Source organism: Microcoleus sp. T2B6, from assembly GCF_036700475.1.
GTDB lineage: Bacteria > Cyanobacteriota > Cyanobacteriia > Cyanobacteriales > Microcoleaceae > Microcoleus.
Genome location: NZ_JAUBOZ010000136.1, coordinates 1 through 16129, shown reverse-complemented (window position 1 = coordinate 16129; position 16129 = coordinate 1). Strand labels below are relative to the sequence as shown.

Here is a 16129-nt window from a genome sequence, read left to right as displayed (position 1 = left end):
TATTGTCATATCACACTATGGTAAACACTTCTCTCTAATAGTAACTTACTCGATCCTTTCCTTCAGGGCACTACCTGCGGTTTCACCCGCCAGACTTCCACCAGCTTTTTAGACTGGGTTGACATCTCTCAACTCATTGCACTCGTACTCACATCGGCGGGGGTGTTTGTGCTGGCTATGTCTATGTGGCGACAAATCAACCCCTTGAATTTATTTCCCTCCCCAGTTCGCATCAACATTCAAATCGGGACAAAATTATGAGCTTACAACTACGCCTTTTTGGCGGAAATTCTGATGCTGGAAAACTCACGGCTAGCAACGACGGCGGACACGCTATCGACAAATCAAAAGTTTTGGCAAGCACCGACGCAAGTGTCATCACACCGCTAAATCCTGGTAACTTTTCCAGCATTCGTAGTGCTCCAGTTGTACCAGCACCGCGCTATTTCACGAAGGAAGAAGCGGACGCTATGAAGGATTTAGCAAAGGAGAAAACAGACGGGGCAAAACAATCTAAACGTGCCTATGAAGCGCTGGCAAAAGTTGAAGAAGCCGATGCTAAAGTTCACCGTCATCACCGCAAATATGAGGGTGCTGTGGCCGATAATGAACTGGGCAAAAAACGCTCAGACACTCGACTAGCTAAGCACTTGCACAGTTTGCGTCCCGGCTATGCCCGACTGGGTTTAGGGATTGATAAGGCTGACAGTGATGCTCGGACTCGCATTGATGAAATCAAGGCAAAACTCACAGGAGGGACTCACTAAATGAAAGCGATGTATCTGGCTAACTACTTCGTTGCCGGATGCGTCGCTTTCTCCCTTTTGGGGTGGATAGCGAGTCTGCATCCGATGGCAATGAAAGCCGTTTTATTCTTGCTAGCAGCGATTGCGATTGCTTGGGGGTTGAGCTGGTTACTTGACTACTCCCTGAGTAAGTTGCTTAAGGTTTCAGTGGCCGATTTACAAGCGCTTTTAATCGGCGGTTTAGCGATGCTGTTGATTGGTTTGGGGGTGTTTCTATGCAGCTAAAACTGTTTGTATTGAGCGCGTCCTCTGTCGTGTTGTGGCTGACTCCACTAGCAGCCCTGGACAAAAAGCTAGACACTCATAAAGCACTGCAAGGTGTCAGTTTGTGTGCTGCGATTGCTTGCTCTGTGGTCGCTGGTAATATCGCTCGCGAACAGTCAGAACAAGATGAAATCGAGGCGATGAAAGCTAAGGCTATCAAGGCTGATACGATTGACGAAATCAGTACATCTGTTTACATTTCTCAACAACAGCGACAGCAAGAAGCTGAACAAATTTTGAACCCGCGAGAACAGCTAGAACGCTTACTGGCACTGACTTATGACGGGGAAGAGGAATCAGAACCGATCGCCCAAAAACAACTAGCTGAACCCGAACAGAACGACTCTCAGAACGCTGAATCAGAACGCGCTGAACGAGCGCTGCAACTGAAGGCTAAGGGATGGGGTAAAGCGAAAATCATCCTTGAGGTATGGGGGGTTAGCAAGGGAGGCTCACCAAAATACAAAGCTGCTGAATCTGAGTATAAACGCTTAATAGAAGGAGGATGAAAACGTGGGCTGGGGGGGGAGCCGGGTATGGCCCGCCCCCCCAGCCGCGATAGTTAGAATTTATGGCGCCGCAGGCCAACCGGGGCGAGTAATACCCGGTATAACAGAAATAAGATAAAGAAATATAATACTTAGGGGGGATACAGAGTAAGGGTTGTAGCTAAATGTGATTGTGTAACCAAAAGTTAATTGTGTAACAAAATGAGAGTCAAAAAAAACAAGGTAGGCGGTTTGAGGTTGCGGGCGGGCAGACCTTATAAATGGCAAGTTGCTGGAAAAACTAAGTTGGTACGGATACCTGCGCTTTATGTAGAGAGGATTTTGCAAGTAGTTTCTTATATGGATGCAAATGAAGGGCAACTTCCTGCTTCTGTAGCTTTTTTCATTACTCCTCCCGATTGTCCGCTTCCTGGATATAAAGCTCGTCCTCAGTTACCATACCCTAGAAATTACAGCGACACTAAGTAGCAACTGACAAAAATTTTGAGTGGCAGCTTGTCCGCGATGATTTTTGTTGTAGGGGAAATGATTTCAATCGGACAAGTTGACGCCAAAATTTTAACGAAGTGGTGTCAGTTGCGGTCGGGTAAGCCCTAGAATTTAAAGTGGTGGAGCCTCAACCTTGAGCAATCGGGGTGCATCCGGTAGGCAGCCCAAAGAAATGCTTTGCAAGAGAAAGAGTAGGTGGGTTTGTTGCTCGGTCGATGGTGACGAATGAATCCGGGAATCTCCCAAAGTAGGTTGCTAGGAGGGGCGGGTTAAGACCCGATAGACAGGCAGTACCGTGAAACGACTGCGCGTGCATACGACCCACCAAAACTTAAGCTGGACTCTCATTTGCACGAGGAAGACTGGCTTTTTAACGTCATACCCTGACGCCAGAAAAGCTGGTTCCACTTGAGCTTTCAATTTTTCAAAAACCTAACTAAACACCAAAAAACCGCTGCTCGAAGATTGGAACCCTTACGCAACGGTTTTGAGGCTTTATCCACATTCAGACTCGCTGTGGGCGAGCTAAATTTATGTACGACAATTCTACTCCAGATAACGAGCAAACTTCAAGCACCCCCAAAAAATTCGACATCCGCGACCATCTCAACAAACTGGAACCAGGCAAAGCCAAAAATTACTATATTTGCCCTGTTTGCGAGGGCCACAGTTTAGGGATTAACTCCAAGAACGGTAAGTACCAGTGCTGGACAAACGCTTGCTCAACCGCTGATATTCGGGAAGCTATCCGGCCACTGGCTGAATTTTTAGCAGAGTGCGAGGAAGAAAAACTTAAGCAACAGGCAAGCAAACCACAGGCAAAGAAGCCAAAAGCCAAAAAGAAGGAATACCTACCCGTACCAGTTCCGATCGGCGCGAAACTTCTGAGATTACCCGCACCCGGAAAACCACCCCGAACCGAACAACCTAAATACTTCCCTAAAGGCGTTCCAGATAGTGCTACACAAATCACCTACGCCTACAGCGACACTCAAAAGGTTTTGCGGTTTGATTGGCCCGATGCAAGTAAACCAAAGGGACGCGACAAAACCTGTCGCCAAATTCACATCGACCCCAGTGGCAAGGAAGTCTGGAGCAAAGGCGATACTCGCTGGCCGGCATATCGGATTGATGAAGTTGTCGAACTACTAAAAGCACTACCAGACGGTGAACCCGTTCTCGTTCTGACGCTTGAAGGGGAAGACAATGTAGACCGTGCGAGGGGCATCGGCATCGCAGGACTAACGCTGCAAGGTTCCAATTGGGGTGACCCCGAAATTCAGATAATGCTCGAAACTCTGCAAGCGACAGGCAAAAACGTCAGTGTTGCAGTGTTGCGCGATAACGATGACGCGGGTATCAAGAAAAGTCAAGGAGTCTGGCTGGTTGCCCGTCACATCCGATTCCCTTGTGTGGTTGTTGACCCGTGTGTCATCTACCCAGATATTCCAGATGCGGGAGACATCCGAGAAATCTTGGAAGCCATAGACAGCGAGGAATTTATTCAACGGATGGAGGAAGCAGTCAATAACACTGCAACGGAATTAACTCCTAATATTTCTTTAACTCCTCACCCGCGCACGCGAGAACAAGTAGTATGCCAGAAGTATGACAGTAGTAAAAGTGACTACATCCCAGACACAGCACCGACTGCACTGCAAAACTTCGTACAGAAGGCAGAGGCTGCACTTTACTCAGACGGTCACTGGAAAGCTATTGGAGGTCAGCTTTATCGCTATGTCGGCAGTCACTACGAATTGCGATCGGAATCCGAGGAAAAGCGCCGTATCGGTGACTGGCTCAATACCTACGCGGAGAAGGTAAAGGGTGTTTGGGTCAACAACCGAGCCAGGTCTAGTAACAGAACTGAGATTCTGACGTGGGTTATCGATCAGAACTGGGTTGACCCAAACAAAATAAATCCTGACGGCTTGAACTGCTCTAACGGGGTAGTGAAAATTAACCCTGACGGTTCTCACTCGTTTGTGCCACATGACCCTAACCAGGTCTATACCTATGTTGGCTGCAAGTATGACCCTGACATTGACCCGACAGATTGCGATCGCCTTTTAGAATGCTTGGAACCGTCGCAGCGTGAGGTATTTTTGCGGACTGCTGCTGCTGCGTTGAATTTGAAGCTTGTTCGCTCCAAGCTGACGGGACGGGGCGTTAAAGGTTTGCTGTGCCACGGCGAGGGGGCTAACGGCAAGGATACATTGCGGGCTGTGTTGTCCGCTGTCTTTGGGCGGGGGATGACTGGCAAGTCGCTGTCAGATTTCAAGTCCTATGACAATGGCCGCAAGTTCTCTCTAGCAGGAATTGAAGGAAGTATTTGTAATTGGGCTTCCGAGAATACTGCAAAAGTAGACCTCGACACCATCCAGAGTCTTAAGCAGTTAATAACAGGCGACATCATTGATATTGAACGCAAGGGCAAGGATGGTTATGAGTACAAGCCTGCGGCCGTCTTCTTTGCCAACTGCAACAAACTACCCTCTATCACTGGAGGGACGGCCGCCATTGATGACCGCTACGGCATCCTGAGTTTCAAGAAGACTTACAAGCACAATGCTGACCCGTCTCAGGGTGAATTAGAGGCTGACCCGCGCTTTAAGGATGATGAGAACTTTATCCTTGAGCGGATTGCGCCGGCGATGCTCAACAAGATGTTGGAGCGGTTGCCACTGCTACTAAAAGAGGGGATTGACTACAAGGCAACCCGTGAGGCGATGCGAGAAGCTCAGGAGGAAAGCCGGCATTTGTGGCAGTTTGCCCGCGAGGTTGGTTTGGAGGTTCAGTCTGGCGGTCGCGTCTGGGTTAAAGATTTGTGGGAGCAATTGCAAGCTTGGTATGAGGATGCAGGGATTCTAGAGCGAGAGACTAGTGGCACCAAGGAGAAGCTGATTTGGAATGAACTTTCCAATAAATATGACGCTCCGGTGAAAGCTGTAAACCAGTTGTATTCAAGGTTGTGCGAGATTTTCCCTAAAGTACAAGTTCACCGATATAACGGTCGTGACGAAATGGAACGGAGAGGGCAAAAATACTTGCTTGGAATTAGCTTTGTACAAAGTTCCACAAGAAGTGGCAAAACTGGGTTGCCAGGGTTGCCACTAGACGCAGAAAGGGTTACAGGGTTGCCAGGTGAGTTGCCAGAAAATATTGGCAACCCAGTTGGCAACCCAGTTGGCAACCCACAAACCCTTACACAGAGCGCTGGCAACTCTGGCAACTCAATTTCCTCACCTTTTACAGAATTTTTGCAATGGTTCTCAAAACAGCCACAAAGCGAGCGCGAGAAAATGGTAAACATACTCACTCAACCTCAGCAATCTCAATCCCCGCTAAAACCGGAGTCAGAGCCGGCAGTGGCATCAGTACCTGAAGTTATCACCCTAGAGGACGCAGAAAAAATGCGAGACATTGCACTAATCTGGTGGCCAGAGTACCATTCTGAACATTTACAAGCCCTGCTTACTCAAATGTTCGGATGGAATACTCCGGGACGGAAATACAGCACTGCTACTATCGCTGACTGGTTGGAGGGAGAAGACGAGTTAGTCCGTGAGCGAATTGCTGAACTCATCCGTCTCCAAGGAAAAATTTAGCCACTGCCTGACAACTGACGGATCAATCCCATCCCCCTTAACTGGGGGATTTTCATGTCTACAAGTTTTGCCTACAAACTGTTGACACTGTAGACAGATATCAGTTATTGTAGACAAATACTGTATACAGGTGTCTACAATGAGTCAAAGTCAAGTTGTATCGTTTAGGGCTTCTGGTCACTTCCTGAACTGGATAGAAGCTCAGAAGCTAGACGGTGAGTCACTTAGTCAAGCTGCACAACGCATTCTCAAGGAAGTCTCAGGCACGTCTACAGCGCTGTCTACTTTGTCTACACCGATAGTGTCTACATCGTCTACAGATTTGTCTACACGAAGCAATGATAGCGTCGTGTCTACAGAAATTGTAGACACTGTAGACAAGGCTGTAGCCGATCGCCTTGACCCGGTGATGGAACGGATGGCCGCCATTGAGGAACGGCTGGGAAAATTGAGTGCCTGAGTGACGGCAACGATGAATCACTCAGGCAGGAATTGAAAGCGGCCAACAAGCAGCTTGCAGAATGGGATAAGGAACTGAATGAGTTACACGAGCGCAACGGCGATTTAGGACTGAAGGTGCAGATGTTGGAACAAGAACTCAAGGAAGCGCAGCGCGATCGGCAAGCAAATAAAAACTCGGCTCCGACCGTCGCAGAATTTCCAGAGCCGGCCGACCTGCTTAACAAGTTGAAGACCAGACGCAAAAAGTCCGGCGCAAACTTGGCAGATATGGAGGCAGTTTTGGACATACTCAGCTACTTAGAAGAGTAGGACTGAGCTAAAGATGAGCGGAAAACCAGACTCTCGGTAGCTTAGTCAACCTGAAACCCTTGCTACGCAAAAGGATTACCTAACGGGTACGGCAGGACTTGAACCTGCGGCTCGCTGCTTAGAAGGCAGCTACTCTATCCAACTGAGTTACGCACCCAACTCAAAAATCGCTAACAAGATTATTGTATCGGTGCAGTGTGCGATCGAGCAAGTAAATTATTTGATACTCCTCACTGATGAATCAGGGGGATTCTTGATTAGACCACAAAGGGACTTTCAAAGGCGTTATCAATGCGCCTCTACCAACTCAGCATGGACGAATCCAAGCTTTGCGTATACTTTTGGCTTTTTTCGGCTTTCGGAGTCCATCACTTATGCCAGATAGGTACGCTCCACATTTTGATATTTTTTGTCAGTTAAATAGGCTTCCTGCTCAAAGGCAGTAGTGGCTTACTGTGCCGGAATCTCACCGAAACTAAAATGCTTCAACACGTAGATGGTTATTCTTAATCGCTGCACTTATCATATCATTGCGACTCAAGTTGCGATCATTCCACGGCGACGGTCGTCGCAGCCGCTTTCCTCCCCATGTCGGTAGCCCGGTGCTTCTCGCTCGTTTTTTGGTGAACTCGGGTAAAGTATTTAGAGGTCGAGTTGAAACCCCTATATTTGGTCGATCGGATATCTCTCCCCATTAAGACGGAACTCAGACAGCAAAAGAGTCACAGGTGCTTTTTCCCCGATGTCTATTGGTTATGTTAACCTCCCCTAGTGGCAAAGCCTAAAACGCTGACCCCATTACCGCCAAACCAGAGATCGTCCCCTGATTTGAGGTATGAGTTGAGTCAGAATGACTAATTTGCTGATATTGAGTTATGTTGGCTAACATTCTGCTCGACTTGATATTTGATAAAAATGTGGTAGAACTAGGATTGAAAGACTCAGGTGAAAATCCCTGATGGTACGGAGCCTTTATATAAGCTTCCTCTACGGCATCAAAGCAAAACAGTCAATCGCCTGCTCAGCACGAGCGCGAAAATCAAGCGTTGCCAGTACAGCAGTCCTAAATTGTGCGCGGGGGATTTTCCTTCGTGCATTGATTTATACGCCAAGGCTGAGAGACAATCTCAGCTTAGATATTTGTTAGCATTTGTTAGCAAAAAAGTATCGGAACGCTTGAGGAGTTGGACTAAATAGCCAAAAAGTTTACTAAAATTAGTCATACTTAACTTGAATGGTTAACATTCTGGGCGGTATGATTACCTCAGTGCCGAAAACAAAGGCTTAATTATCTGGGAGAGTAAACCACCGTGCAAGTCAAAACTGACCAGCCTGTTACAAGGTCGAACGCGAGTCCGCGTTTCGTTAAATTGGTTGAAAATATTGGATGACTCATGGCTAAAAGCTTCAACTAAAATTAACTCAATTAGGGCGGGCTACACCCGAATTAACGCCTGTGGACAAGAAGGAGCCGACTCCCTTGGGTGAAACAGGAAGCAGACCCTTTAGGAGCAATCCTGATTGAATGGTGAGACTTAAATAAGTTTAGCCAAGTTTTGTGTAGCAGAACCATCTCTGGGTGATCGGGAGCAATCCTGCTAATTTAAGTGGATTCGCTGAATCAAGAATCCCCTCGCCTTTAGGCATCGGGAGTGTCAAAAGCACAGCACCTCGGCCATGACAGGAGTCAAATCGCAGTGTCATGTTTATTCTGAAACGGCAGGATGTTGAAATAACCAATTTTCAACACCCAAAACGGGATCAACAAATTCCCATTCTCAATTATCAGGGGCAGACTTTTCGCCTGATCAGCGCCTTCAACGGCAAGCAAGCAGAAGACGCCAGAGCCTTGTGGCGGGACTTAACCGACAACCGAGGCAAAGCCTGTGTTCTGCTAGAAGAGCCGGATAGATATAGCGTCTGGGGAAAAGTCCGTTTAGATCAGCTTGCCGGTGAAGAACCGGCAGGGAATGAAGCAGCCAAAGCACCACTGTTCGCGCAGGCTTGTCTGCTGCTCCTCCAAGCTGTTTACTTCGATGTAGAAGACCTCTTAGGCGCAAGGCAAGCCACATCGTTTCAGAAAGATATCGCCAAGGTATTTCAGCAGGGAAACTTCCCCCAGGCAGACTCCCCTGATGCGATAAAAAACTGGCTAACCGTTAGTCCCTTGCAAAATCACAAGGTGCCTCCTTGGCAAGAGCAGCATCTCAAGACCTTATTGCAAGAACTCCACCGCTTGGGCAAATCATATTTTGGCAATACGGACTTCGCGGAGGGAGTGAGCGATGTGCTGCAAGATATGCCAGCACCGGATCGGACTCAGTTTCTAGATTGGCTGAAACAATCAGCCCTCAACAAGTTGTGGATCGCAGGATAGAAAATCTGTGACAATTGCTCAGACAATTGGGTCGAGATAATGGATCTTAGATAATTGCGCTGTAGGGGGTACGCGATATACAGGTTGGATTGCCAACTTGTATTGACCAACCAAATTGTTGATTCGGTTTGGATGCCACCTATGGTCTGGCAATTTAACTAAGTTTCGATCGCATTCCCCACCTAGAATCATTGATATGAGTAGGGGAATGGGAAAGCAAAAAAACAGATACCTCAACCTTTGAGGGTATAATTTCAGAGATAGATTTGGTACTGTAAAAACCTTAAGGGTGGAGACATCTACCGTATGTCTATCATTATATTTCCGGGTACAAGATCGACTAACAACTAATTTATTGAATTAGTAAATAGATATTATTCTTGCTTAGTCTTTCTATAGTGTACGAGGGCAAAAGCCCCGACGACACACTGAGGACGCCAGTTATCCCGGAAGCGTCAGATCGAGGTTTTTTAAGTTTTTTGGCGAAAGAATCCTCATCTCCAATCAAAGATTGAGATGGGGTGCGTTCAACCGCTAGTTAGGTCTCGTGGAATCCCTATGAGTAGCACTTCAGAAAAGTCATCTACATCTTCATCTTTACTGTCAGCTCAGACCCTAGTGATTGTGGGCATTGTCTGGGCTGTCATGGCGCTGCTGTTCTTTTTGCTGTTCAGCGTCCCCCTCTCAGCAGAAGAGGGTTTACCTCTGTGGTACTCGATCGGCACTTATATTTTTGAATGCGGGGCATACCTGGGAGCTGCATTAGTTTGTTTTAGAAACTGGCAAAGCCCGCACATGGTCAGCGGGCGCAACGTCTGGCTGGGCATTGGTCTGGGGATGCTGTTCTATTTTATCGGCGGTGTGCTATTTGGCATTTGGGAACTGTATTTCGAGGCCGACCCGGACGTGTCCCCCGCAGATGCCTTTTATCTGGGCAGCTATGTGGTACTGATTGGGGGCATGGTGATCGCTGTGACTTCCAAACGGCTGAATCTAGAAATTTGGCAGTGGGCTTTGTTAGCGGGAATTGCAGCCTTCGGGATTGCTGTAGCTATCTGGGTTGCTGCACCTGAGTCTTGGAGGCTACAGCTAGGAATGTCTCCAGCAGCCACCCAGGAAGTAGTGACAGGCTCTGCGCCAGCGCCTGCGGCAAAAGGGCCTGGTTTAGAAAATTCGTCCAACTCAATGGTAAAAGGAACAGCCGCGACTGCTGCTAAATCCGCACCCGAAGAAGAAGAAGAAGAAGCAGCAGAACCAAGTAAAACTCCCGCATGGGTAATAGCACTTGACAAGCAACTGTCGCCTTACGCCTATGCAATCAATTTGTTTTACATCGTCGGGGACGTTTTTCTGCTGATTATTGCTACAGCACTGCTGCTGGCGTTTTGGGGAGGACGTTTTTCCCAATCTTGGAGAATGATTGCGGCGGCAACTTTTTCGCTTTACATCGCAGATATGTACTTTAAATGGCGCGATACTCAGGCTGAGGGTACTTATCAAAGCGGCAGTTTGCTGGAAGTCTTTTTTGTTTTCAGCGCCATCCTCTTCGGAATTGGAGCTATCTTGGAACATGATATCTCAACCCGTTCTCGCCAGAGCAGGCGCAGTCGTCGCGCAGCCTAGCGATTTGAGGTTAGGGTTGCTTTGGCAAGCGATGGGGACGCGAAAGCTGTTTTGCCCTTGTCGGCATCTGTGAGCTTGAAATCGAAAATGAAAAATCACAGTTCGCTGACTGCTAGCCTGCGTCTTTTCACCAAAAAACGAGCGAGAAGCCCTGGCTTTAGACATGGGGAGGAAAGCGGCAGCGACGACCGTCGCCTAACATCTTTATCCTCAATTAATTCCTTCATAGCAGAAGATAGGCTACGACAGATTTGACCCCTGCTGTAGATCGATCTACAGCAGGGGTCAAATCATGAACATAAACAGAATTATATTGTTTATTTTTGACAGGATGAAATCCTACTATGATAGTATAATTTAACAGGGAGGAAAGAGAATATGTTTGGATGCCAACAAAATCTAATAAGTCCCAATACAGACTTAAAAGCAATTCTAGAATTCCTTTGTAGCGAGTCGTCAAAGTTGACGAACTGCGGAATATATTATGCTCGCCAAATGTACTTCAAGACAGGCAAGATACCGAGTAGGGCCCAGTTGCACAAAGTGCTTGGTACAGAAAACCAGAACTTGCATTACAAAGCATTTTATTCGGATACCGCGCAACAGATTTTAACTACCGTCGCTGAGTCTTTTAAATCCTACATTGGACTACTGAGAGGAATTCGCAAAGGCACTGTAACCCAAAGACCTAGATTACCGAATTATCGACAAGGCGGTCTAGCTTTAGTGACTTATACAGGTCGCTCTGTCCGGCTTAAGGATGGACTACTGAGATTCCCATTGGGCAGCAAGGTTAAAACTTGGTTCGGCTTGGATGCTTTCTATCTTCCTCAGCCTACCAATCTCGACTACAAAGCAATCAGAGAATATAGGATTCTACCTCGAAACGGTGCCTTCTATTTAGAGTTGATTTACAAACTGAAAGATGTCCAAGTAGAGGTAGACCAATCCAAGGTCTTGATGATCGACCACGGGATGAACAATTGGTTGACTTGTATCAGCAATGTGGGGACTAGCTTAATAATTGACGGACGACATCTGAAGTCCATCAATCAAGGATATAACAAGCGTGTTGCGTTTTTGATGTCAGGGAAAGCGAATGGTTACTGGTCAAAACGATTGGAGGGTTTAACTGAGAATCGCAATCGCACCATGCGGGATGCTGTCAACAAAGCAGCTCGAAAAGTAATAAATCATTGCTTGCTCAATAAAATTGGTACTGTAGTATTCGGCTGGAATGCTGTCATGAAAAATGGTATTAGTTTAGGAAATAAAACTAATCAAAATTTTGTTCAGATTCCAACTGGCCGGCTAAAATCCCGTATTGCTCAGTTATGCGAGCAGTACGGGATTCGGTTTGTGGAAACCGAAGAGTCGTATACGTCGAAGGCTTCCTTTATCGATCTTGATTTGCTACCTAAATTCTGCGAAAAACCAGAAGGGTGGCAACCTTGCGGTCAAAGAATTAAGCGCGGATTGTACCGTACTCTTGAAGGTTTGTTGATTAATGCTGATTGCAATGGGGCAGGCAATATCGGTAGAAAAGTAGCGGCAACTTTGGGGCTTTGTCTCAAAGAAGTCAGTAGAGGCGCATTGATAACGCCTTTGAAAGTCCCTTTATGGTCTTAGTCAAGAATCCCCCTGATTCATCAGTCGGGAGTATCAAGTCTTTTTGCTGGAAAACTTGGCATGACGCCTACAAAACTCTCCGATTCAGACAAACGCGAACTCATCAGGCTGTACCGACAGTCAAACGAGAATACTATCACTCTGGCAAAGCGCTACGGAGTGAGCAGTTCGACTGTGAGGCGCATCATTCAGGGGGCTTTGTCGGGGCCGGAATATGAATTTCTAGTGCAGCAAAAACAAAAGCGTTTGTCCGATCGCACCAGTGTTTCTGAACCGACAGAGAGGACTACTGATCCGTCGGCAGATGGCGAAACCGATCCTGTAGGTGTCCCCCTGTCGGAGTCAGTCCCCCTCCTGCAGTCAGCCGCAAATTCGAGACCGACGATCCGAAAGCGTTCTGGAGCAGTCCCTGAACCAGTTCCAGAACTCGAAATTCGAGGGAATGTAGAGTCGGATTTGGATGTTTCTGATGTGCCAGATGCCCAAGCAGCCAATCTTGCCGATCGCAGCCACCGCGCTGTTGTGACTGGTGAACTAAAGGCAATGCTGCCAGCAGAAGGGTTGCTGGCAGGTGAAGATTTTAGCGATTTCGAGGAAGATGACGAGGATGAGGATGAGGATGAGGATGATTTAGATGACGACTTCGACGAAGATTTAGACGATGAAGACTCTCTATTTGAAGGCCGTCTGCTGGGTTCAATATCGTCAGGGGAGTCGATCCTCTTCGAGGGCTTCGCTAACGAGCTTCGGGGTACAGGACTGATTCAAGTTTTGCCTTTAAGCGAAGCATCTCTGCCCAAAATTTGTTATTTGGTGGTCGATCGGGCGGCAGAGTTAATCACCAGACCTCTAAAAGCTTTTGGCGAACTGGGTCAAATTCCGGCGGCGGAAATTCGCGAGAAAACTCTGGCAGTGTTTGACAATCACCGAGTGGCCCGCCGGTTTGCTACTCGCAATCAAAGGGTTTTCAAGATTCCTGACAGCAGTATGCTGCAAAAAGCAGCACCTTATTTGCGAGCAAAGGGAATTACTCGGCTGCTGATTGACGGCCAGGTATATTCCCTTTAAGGGATCAAATCTATTTAATATTGTACGGTGTCGGATTCTTCTGGATTGGCCTGAAATTTAGGACGCGAGTTTTGGGAATCTGAAAGGTTCCACAGCGGTTGCAGTAGCGCACCTCCGATCAGTCCTGCACTCAGGCTCATTGCCAATACTACTCCTACGGGCATTTGTATCGATTGAAAAAAGATAAAGTTTAAGGATACTGGGGCGGCGTTCTGCACTGAGATAATGCCGATCGCGCTTACTAAAATTGCTACTAAAAAACTAATGGCGAGCAGAGGAATTGTTTTCATAAACGGGTTGACAGGCTAGTAATTTAACTTGTATAATTGTTTTATAATCGGAATATGTGTGAAAATTTTATTTTTGCAAACACCCGATTATTTAATAATATACAATTTTATCTGGATAAAAGTCAAGTAGATTCGGAAAAAATTTAGGAATTTTTTAAATTAATTAAAAATTAAAAATAAATAGATAAATTTACAAATCCCAAACTTTAACAAATCCGAGTGTATTGCAAATATATAACTGGCCCAGCAGTATCGATGATTAATGTTCAGAGGCTTTGCCAGAGTTATCAAAAATACGTAAGGTGCGCTTCGGCGCACCTCACAATCCCAAGCGCTAGGGGAAAAATCCCCGTTGGAATAGGTAGAAATTTAAACAGGTTCTAACTGGGAAATTACCTTTTCCATGTGTTGGGCAACTTGGCTTTCTTTTTCCACAGAATTGGTTTCCATGTAAACGCGCATCAGGGGTTCGGTTCCCGAAGGCCGCAGCAGTACCCAGCCACCGTCTTCAAGATAAAGTTTAATCCCGTCTTTGCGGCCGATTTCCTTAACGGCGATACCTGCTACTTCTGTGGGGGGATTCTTGGTAAAAGATTCCAAAACGGCTGCTTTGTGGGCTTCTTCTAGGTGCAAGTCCAAACGTTTGTTGTACAGGGGGCCGCTGGCTTCTTTAATGGCTTCTTCGACTAGCTGAGAAAGGGGTTTGCCTTCATAGGCGATCGCCTCGGCAACTAGCATATCAGCCAAAATCCCGTCTTTTTCAGGAATGTGACCCAAAACGCTCAAACCGCCAGATTCTTCCCCACCGATGAGCACCGCAGTTTCCCGCATTTTTTCGCCGATGTATTTAAAACCGACTGCGGTTTCGTAGATTGTTAAACCGTACTTGGCGGCCAAATTGTCCAGCAAGTGGGTAGTTGCGACTGTACGGACGATCGCCCCAGTCAATCCTTTATTCTTAACCAAGTGACGCGCCAGCAGCAACAGTACAGTATTTGGAGTCAAGACATTTCCCAACTCGTCAACAATACCAAAGCGATCGCTGTCGCCATCGGTAGCTAAACCCAAATCCGCCGAATCCTTCTTAACAGCTTCCACCAACTCAACTAACTGTTCTCCCTTGGGTTCGGGCATTCCGCCACCAAACAGCACGTCGCGGTAGGTGTGAAAACTTTCGACTTCGCAGCCGCAGTGTTCCAAAACGCCGTCGAGATAGCCGCGAGAAGTCGAGTAGAGAGCGTCGTACTTCACCTTCAACTTAGCAGAGCGAATCCGCTCCACATCGATCAAAGTATAAAGAAACTTCAGATATTCGGGTTTCGGGTCAAAACTGGAGATTTTATCGTTGTGGCTGCCTTTGGCTGGGGCATCAGAAGCACCAGCAATATTTGCCACAATGGTATCAGTAATTTCCGGGGTTGCCGGGCCCGCGTAGTCGGGGATGTATTTGATGCCGCAGTAAGGTGCGGGATTGTGCGAAGCCGTGAACATCAGGGCTCCTGCGGAGTTGAGATGCTTGGCGCTGTAGGCGATGACTGGTGTGGGGCAATCTCGATCGACCACTTTCACCGTCCATCCCAAATCTGCCAATACTTCCGCCGAGGTGCGGGCGAACTCGTCTGCCAGAAAGCGGGTATCGTAGGAGACTAGAACTGGGCGGTCTTTTGTGTAAGCGGTTTCTAGGTAACTGGCGATCGCCCGGGTGACTTTTCGCACGTTGGCAAAAGTAAAGTCATGGGCAATCAGTCCCCGCCACCCATCGGTTCCGAACTTAATTTCTGTTGAATTGCTGCTAGCGCTCATTTTATCCACTTCCTCTCGTCCTACTAATCCTACCCGAAGGCATAGCCTTAAAGACATACTGACCGTGCTGTTTGTGAGGATCGATCGCCCGTGGGGCCCCAGGGCTGTTTCCGGGCAACCGGGCGTGGGATTGCCCCTACGGAAAACGATGATTTTGACTCTTGTAGTGCCAAGAATGCCTACCCTCCCCATCCACGATTTGTTCGTGTTTCAGAGATTGGGGCAGCCACTCTTTGCTGCCCCTACAAGAGAATGAAACAGCCCTGCCTGGGGCCCGCATCAACCTAATCCTATCGTTGTAGGGACAGGCTTCCGCCTCCGACAGAGGACTCGAACAAGTCAGAGTGGGCAAAATGTGGGAGGGATGGGGCTAGTCAGTCGCTAATTCCGGTTGTGAAGGGTAGGTGGTCGATCGAATGGGAGCATCTCATATTTGTAAAAACACTTCTTCTGGCTCCTTCATTCTTCCTTCTGACTCTTTTCTCCTGACTCCTGACTCCTGACTCCTAACTCCAATTTCTAGCGGAGGGCTGCTTTCATTGAGATGCTCCCGATCGAATGGACGATCAATTGCGGGCGATTCCCTACGGGATAGCTTCGCTTCACGGGGAAGCTAAAAAACCGATCGCAAAAAACAGCCCTGGCAATAGCCTTAACGAAATGCACATAAATCTGATTCTCATCTCAAATTTAATTTTTTATTTAGAAAAGCCGATTATTAAATTTGTTAGAGTTTACTAACAATCGCCCGACTCAAAATACATTTCTAATTCAGCTATAGAAATAAATTAACCAAAGTCACCCCTAGATGGTGCTGTAAGCTGTTGTACCTTTAAATAGGGTATAATAAAAAAGGAGTTTAGTCAATCTCTACAAAAATGCCAGCTAAAAA

General features: G+C 47.2%; 14 protein-coding genes and 1 tRNA gene. 12 read left to right on the top strand and 3 right to left on the bottom strand.

The genetic code is table 11. The annotated features are described in order from the left end of the window. Window positions 1-257: 257 nt before the first annotated feature. The 7 genes from QUA00_RS33080 (at window position 258) to QUA00_RS33050 (ending at window position 6447) form a co-directional block, all read left to right on the top strand. Window positions 258-767, top strand: coding sequence for a hypothetical protein (locus QUA00_RS33080; RefSeq protein WP_333143441.1), 510 nt, complete (start codon window positions 258-260; stop codon window positions 765-767). Beyond that, window positions 768-1031, top strand: coding sequence for a hypothetical protein (locus QUA00_RS33075; protein WP_333143442.1), 264 nt, complete (start codon window positions 768-770; stop codon window positions 1029-1031). It abuts the gene before it with no gap. Further along, complete coding sequence (locus QUA00_RS33070) at window positions 1022-1579, top strand: hypothetical protein (protein ID WP_333412675.1); 558 nt, start codon at window positions 1022-1024, stop codon at window positions 1577-1579. The genes QUA00_RS33075 and QUA00_RS33070 overlap by 10 nt, the downstream gene beginning before the upstream one ends. A gap of 201 nt (window positions 1580-1780) precedes the next feature. After that, window positions 1781-2047, top strand: a complete 267-nt coding sequence (locus QUA00_RS33065) for a hypothetical protein (protein ID WP_333143444.1) — start codon at window positions 1781-1783, stop codon at window positions 2045-2047. A gap of 554 nt (window positions 2048-2601) precedes the next feature. Next, window positions 2602-5676, top strand: a complete 3075-nt coding sequence (locus QUA00_RS33060) for a DUF5906 domain-containing protein (protein ID WP_333412673.1) — start codon at window positions 2602-2604, stop codon at window positions 5674-5676. Between the two features lie 139 nt (window positions 5677-5815). Beyond that, window positions 5816-6136: a hypothetical protein gene (locus QUA00_RS33055; RefSeq protein ID WP_333140985.1), complete on the top strand. Its 321-nt coding sequence runs from the start codon at window positions 5816-5818 to the stop codon at window positions 6134-6136. A 32-nt stretch (window positions 6137-6168) separates the two neighbouring features. Further along, a complete protein-coding gene (locus tag QUA00_RS33050) occupies window positions 6169-6447 on the top strand; it encodes a flagellar alpha dynein (RefSeq protein WP_333143446.1) in 279 nt (92 codons plus the stop codon). 83 nt (window positions 6448-6530) lie between these two features. Here QUA00_RS33050 and QUA00_RS33045 read toward each other — a convergent pair. Continuing rightward, a tRNA-Arg gene (locus QUA00_RS33045) sits at window positions 6531-6604 on the bottom strand. A 1545-nt stretch (window positions 6605-8149) separates the two neighbouring features. Here QUA00_RS33045 and QUA00_RS33040 point away from each other — a divergent pair. From QUA00_RS33040 to QUA00_RS33025, 4 genes are all read left to right on the top strand, one after another. Further along, complete coding sequence (locus QUA00_RS33040; RefSeq protein ID WP_333055855.1) at window positions 8150-8824, top strand: Npun_F0813 family protein; 675 nt, start codon at window positions 8150-8152, stop codon at window positions 8822-8824. Window positions 8825-9382: 558 nt separating this feature from the next. Further along, complete coding sequence (locus QUA00_RS33035; RefSeq protein ID WP_333412671.1) at window positions 9383-10447, top strand: hypothetical protein; 1065 nt, start codon at window positions 9383-9385, stop codon at window positions 10445-10447. A 378-nt stretch (window positions 10448-10825) separates the two neighbouring features. Beyond that, a complete protein-coding gene (locus QUA00_RS33030; RefSeq protein ID WP_333319989.1) occupies window positions 10826-12076 on the top strand; it encodes a transposase in 1251 nt (416 codons plus the stop codon). 60 nt (window positions 12077-12136) lie between these two features. Further along, on the top strand, window positions 12137-13144 hold the full coding sequence (locus QUA00_RS33025) for a hypothetical protein (RefSeq protein ID WP_333305140.1): 1008 nt from the start codon (window positions 12137-12139) through the stop codon (window positions 13142-13144). 14 nt (window positions 13145-13158) lie between these two features. Here QUA00_RS33025 and QUA00_RS33020 read toward each other — a convergent pair whose 3' ends face one another. Then, on the bottom strand, window positions 13159-13434 hold the full coding sequence (locus tag QUA00_RS33020) for a LapA family protein (protein ID WP_333081696.1): 276 nt from the start codon (window positions 13432-13434) through the stop codon (window positions 13159-13161). Between the two features lie 369 nt (window positions 13435-13803). After that, window positions 13804-15237 (bottom strand): phosphoglucomutase/phosphomannomutase family protein, encoded by a 1434-nt coding sequence (locus tag QUA00_RS33015; protein ID WP_333412669.1) that lies wholly within the window; start codon window positions 15235-15237, stop codon window positions 13804-13806. Between the two features lie 558 nt (window positions 15238-15795). Here QUA00_RS33015 and QUA00_RS33010 point away from each other — a divergent pair. Beyond that, window positions 15796-15978, top strand: a complete 183-nt coding sequence (locus tag QUA00_RS33010) for a hypothetical protein (protein WP_333412667.1) — start codon at window positions 15796-15798, stop codon at window positions 15976-15978. The last annotated feature ends 151 nt before the right edge of the window (window positions 15979-16129 follow it).

Bases quoted from the DNA above. Each gene is read 5' to 3' on its own strand.
- QUA00_RS33055 (WP_333140985.1), top strand. From the start codon at position 5,816: ATGAGTCAAAGTCAAGTTGTATCGTTTAGGGCTTCTGGTCACTTCCTG.
- QUA00_RS33075 (WP_333143442.1), top strand. From the start codon at position 768: ATGAAAGCGATGTATCTGGCTAACTACTTCGTTGCCGGATGCGTCGCT.
- QUA00_RS33035 (WP_333412671.1), top strand. From the start codon at position 9,383: ATGAGTAGCACTTCAGAAAAGTCATCTACATCTTCATCTTTACTGTCA.
- QUA00_RS33065 (WP_333143444.1), top strand. From the start codon at position 1,781: ATGAGAGTCAAAAAAAACAAGGTAGGCGGTTTGAGGTTGCGGGCGGGC.
- QUA00_RS33010 (WP_333412667.1), top strand. From the start codon at position 15,796: ATGGACGATCAATTGCGGGCGATTCCCTACGGGATAGCTTCGCTTCAC.
- QUA00_RS33030 (WP_333319989.1), top strand. From the start codon at position 10,826: ATGTTTGGATGCCAACAAAATCTAATAAGTCCCAATACAGACTTAAAA.
- QUA00_RS33070 (WP_333412675.1), top strand. From the start codon at position 1,022: ATGCAGCTAAAACTGTTTGTATTGAGCGCGTCCTCTGTCGTGTTGTGG.
- QUA00_RS33040 (WP_333055855.1), top strand. From the start codon at position 8,150: ATGTTTATTCTGAAACGGCAGGATGTTGAAATAACCAATTTTCAACAC.
- QUA00_RS33020 (WP_333081696.1), bottom strand. From the start codon at position 13,434: ATGAAAACAATTCCTCTGCTCGCCATTAGTTTTTTAGTAGCAATTTTA.
- QUA00_RS33060 (WP_333412673.1), top strand. From the start codon at position 2,602: ATGTACGACAATTCTACTCCAGATAACGAGCAAACTTCAAGCACCCCC.
- QUA00_RS33015 (WP_333412669.1), bottom strand. From the start codon at position 15,237: ATGAGCGCTAGCAGCAATTCAACAGAAATTAAGTTCGGAACCGATGGG.
- QUA00_RS33025 (WP_333305140.1), top strand. From the start codon at position 12,137: ATGACGCCTACAAAACTCTCCGATTCAGACAAACGCGAACTCATCAGG.
- QUA00_RS33080 (WP_333143441.1), top strand. From the start codon at position 258: ATGAGCTTACAACTACGCCTTTTTGGCGGAAATTCTGATGCTGGAAAA.